This window comes from Aeromonas sp. A35_P, assembly GCF_002259925.1.
In the GTDB taxonomy this organism is placed as follows: Bacteria; Pseudomonadota; Gammaproteobacteria; order Enterobacterales; family Aeromonadaceae; genus Aeromonas; species Aeromonas dhakensis.
In genome coordinates, this window is record NZ_NEVB01000154.1 from 1 (window position 1) to 3,721 (window position 3,721).

Consider the following 3,721-nt stretch of genomic DNA (forward strand, 5'->3'; position numbering starts at 1 on the left):
ATATATTCATCACTTTAAGAACACAGCCTAGGCAGGCGGCTGGCGGGGGCCGGGGTGGTTGCCCGGCGGGGGCGGGCTTGTTAGCCTTCCGGCACTGACACAGGAGATAATAATGAGCAAGGTACTTGATGAGCTGCTGGCGTTGCTGGCGCTCGAAAAAATCGAGGAGGGCCTGTTTCGGGGCCAGAGCCAGGATCTCGGTCTGCGGGCCGTGTTTGGCGGACAGGTAATGGGGCAGGCCTTGTCAGCCGCCAAGCAGACGGTGGCCAGCGATCGCCAGGTGCACAGCTTCCACTCCTACTTCCTGCGCCCCGGCGATGCCAACCGTCCCATCGTCTACGACGTGGAGAACATCCGCGACGGTCAGACCGTCTCCACCCGCCGGGTCAAAGCCATTCAGGGCGGCAAGCCCATCTTCTATCTCAACGCCTCCTTCCAGGTCGAGGCCGAGGGGTTTGAACACCAGATCGCCATGCCGGCGGGGATCACGCCCCCCGAGCAGCTCAAGAGCGAACTGGAGCTGGTGCGTCCCTACGAGCAGCAGATCCCGCCCGCCCTGCGCGACAAGATCATGTGCGAGAAGCCCATCGAAATTCGCCCGGTGACCCTGGTCGACCCGATCCGCCCCGACGTGCATGAGCCGGTGCGCCACGTCTGGTTCAAGGCCAATGGCCAGATGCCGGACGATCAACGGGTGCACAAGTACCTGCTGGCCTATGCCTCTGACTTCCACTTCCTGTTCACAGCCCTGCAGCCCCACGGGGTGTCGTACTGGGAGCCGGACATGCAGGTGGCCACCATCGACCACTCTATGTGGTTCCACCGGGATTTCCGGCTGGACGACTGGCTGCTCTACGTGGTGGACAGCCCGAGCGCCAGCGCCGGTCGCGGCCTGGTACGTGGCCAGTTCTTTACCCGCGATGGGGTGCTGGTGGCGAGCACGGCGCAGGAGGGGGTGATCCGTCGCCGCGGTTGAGTGCCGCTATGCCCATAAAAAACGGGAGCCGATGGCTCCCGTTTTTATTGGTCAGTGCTTGTCAGGCTGCGTCCTGCTCGGCGTTGAGGGTTGTCTCGCCGCTCTGGGCAAAACGGTCGGCCCACAGGGCAATCACGCCATCGCCGGTGACGTTGCAGGCGGTGCCGAAGCTGTCCTGGGCCAGGTAGAGGGCGATCATCAGGGCGATGGAGGCCTCACCGAACCCCAGCATGGAGGTGAGCAGACCCAGTGCGGACATGACGCCACCACCCGGGGCACCCGGGGCAGCGATCATGATGACACCCAGCATCATGATGAAGGGCAGCATGGTGCCGATGCCCGGGATGGCCAGATGCTCGGAGAGGAACATCACGGCGGTGGCGCAGGTCACCAGGGTGATGGTGGAGCCACACAGGTGAATGGTGGCGCACAGCGGCACGGTGAAGTTGGCGATGCCGGCGCTCACGCCGTTGTTCTTGCTGGCCTGCAGGGCGACCGGGATGGTGGCGGCGCTGGACATGGTGCCAAGAGCGGTGAAGTAGGCTGGCAGCATGTTCTTGATGAGCTGGACCGGGGAGCGACCCAGGGCCAGACCGGTGCCGACGAACAGCACGGAGAGCCAGAGCCAGTGCATGATGATGGCCATTACCAGCACCACGCCGAAGGTCTTCAGGGTGGCGAAGACGGTGCCTTCCACCGTCATCTCGACGAAGACGCCGGCGATGTAGAACGGCAGCAGCGGGATGATCACCTTGGCCAGCAGGCGGTCGATGATGTCGCGGCCCTGATCGGCGACCCGGCGCAGATCGGTGGCCTGGGTGGCGCTGATGCCGATGCCGAACACGAAGGCGGCGGCCAGTGCCGACATCACCCCGAACAGCGGCGGGATCTCCAGATTGATGTAGGAGGCGAGCTTGGTGGCCGCTTCGGCGGTAAGCTCGGCGGCGCTGGTCAGACGCGGGATCAGGTTGCTGGCCACGGTAAAGGCGAACAGGCCCGCCAGTATGGTGGAGCAGTAGGAGAGGGCGACCGTCTTGCCCAGCAGCTTGCCGGAGTTCTTCGGCAGGCTGGCGATGCCGCTCATGATGAAGAACAGGATGATGAGCGGAATGGTGAAGGTGATCAGCTGACCTATGACTGTCTTGGCCGTAAACAGCACGCGTGTGACCCATTCAGGGGCGTAGAGACCGAGCAAGAGACCGGCGAGGATGCCGGCAACCAGTTTGAGGACAAGTTTCATAAGTAAATCCAGGTGTTAGTGTCTGACTTGTTATTTAATTTTGATTTTAATGCCGCTTTTTAACACAAAATCCGCATCATGTCTGTCGTAGGTGCGTTAATGTCGAGTTAAATATTGTTAAATGTGATCATGGTGGTGAGAGTCACTGACGAGGTGATCACCGAGAGAAGAGGATGATTAATTGGGGGCGGCCCTTCAGCCGCGGATCAACAGGGCGTGCAGCCAGCGGCCATCCGCCTGCTCGCTCTCCCAGCACTGCTGCAGTTGCAGCGGCAGCGGGGCGATGAGCCGGCGCAGCCCCTCCTCATCGAGTCGGGAGAGGCGATCTTCGGCTACCGGAGAGGCGGCTTCAGGCGTGCCGTCGCTGGAGGCTGGCTGGCCACTGGGGTGGGGAAAGGCGCAGTAGAGCGGCCCGGCAGGCTTGAGCAGGCCGGCCAGGTGCGCCAGCGCGTTGCTGAGCTCGCTGGCCGCGAGCAGCGGCAATGCCCCGCGCGCCCAGATGCCGTCATAGGGCACCACGCTGTGCAGCTGATCGATTCGGCAGATCCGCACCGGCTGGCCGCTGCGTCGTGAGGCCACCCTGGCCTGGGCCAGGCGGGCATCGAAGGCAGTCACCACCAGTCCCTGCTGGCGAAAGAAGCAGAGATCGTCGCCTTCGCCGCAACCCGCCTCCAGCAGGTGGGCACCACAATGGAGCAAGGTCAGAAACTGCTGACGTGCGACGGACAGTGGGTCGGCTGAGGGGGTGGCAAGGGATATCGGCGGGCAATGGGGAGACGAACGGGACATGGCGGGCACTTTTGCGGGGACGTTACTCTGTTTCGGGGGCGTGACTATAGCAAATTTGAGTGAATTTGGCGCCGGGGCGCCAAAGGAAGGGGAGGAAACGGGAGAGTGTTTGCACCGGCCAATGGATCTGTGCCGAGCGGCTGTGAGTCAGGTGCGGCGGGTGGCCGGGCCGCCGGACTGGGCGATCAGGGCGAACAGGTTGTCCAGCACAAAGTCGGCCTCCTGGCGCAAGTCGATGCGATCCGGGAAGTGCAGCCAGTTGATGATGTAGCCATCCAGGGTGCAGTGCAGCAGGGTGGCGGCCCGCTGCAGATCCAGCTCCCGCGGCAGCTGGCCAAGGCGCACCGCATTGCCCAGGGTGGTCTCCAGATCCCGGAAGAAGTTGTTGGACTGGCTGCGCATGTGCTCGCGCAGTGAGATGGCCTCTCCCTCCAGCGACTCCAGATTGAACAGTATGGTGAACATCTGCTGATGGGCGGGCTCGGTGCTTATCTTGATGATCACCCCCTTGAGGAAGCTGCGCAGCTTGCCGAGGGGGTCGGGCTCCTGCTCGGAGACGCAGGCATCGAGCTGGTGGGAGAGGGGCTGGCAGAGCTCCTCCCAGAGGGAGACGAACAGCTCTTCCTTGTTCTTGAAATGCCAGTAAATGGCGCCCCGGGTCAGCTCGGCGGCCCTGGCGATGTCGGTCAGGCTGGTCTTGGCCAGGCCTTGTGAGC

Annotated in this window: 4 protein-coding genes; 1 reads left to right on the forward strand and 3 read right to left on the reverse strand. The window is 63.2% G+C overall.

Annotated elements, in window-relative coordinates:
* Positions 1–112 precede the first annotated feature (112 nt).
* Complete coding sequence (gene tesB, locus CAK78_RS09975) at positions 113–976, forward strand: acyl-CoA thioesterase II (protein WP_042008508.1); 864 nt, start codon at positions 113–115, stop codon at positions 974–976.
* Between the two features lie 61 nt (positions 977–1,037).
* On the opposite strand, the gene CAK78_RS09980 is transcribed toward tesB, so the two are convergent.
* The 3 genes from CAK78_RS09980 to CAK78_RS09990 all read right to left on the reverse strand — a co-directional run.
* Positions 1,038–2,216, reverse strand: a complete 1,179-nt coding sequence (locus tag CAK78_RS09980) for a dicarboxylate/amino acid:cation symporter (RefSeq protein ID WP_094697164.1) — start codon at positions 2,214–2,216, stop codon at positions 1,038–1,040.
* 195 nt (positions 2,217–2,411) lie between these two features.
* Positions 2,412–2,915 carry a class I SAM-dependent methyltransferase gene (locus CAK78_RS09985; RefSeq protein WP_176452739.1) on the reverse strand — a complete coding sequence of 168 codons (504 nt, stop codon included), beginning with the start codon at positions 2,913–2,915 and terminating at the stop codon, positions 2,412–2,414.
* A gap of 237 nt (positions 2,916–3,152) precedes the next feature.
* Positions 3,153–3,721, reverse strand: a 569-nt coding sequence (locus CAK78_RS09990) for a TetR family transcriptional regulator (RefSeq protein ID WP_094697165.1), incomplete at its 5' end; no start/stop codon positions are given.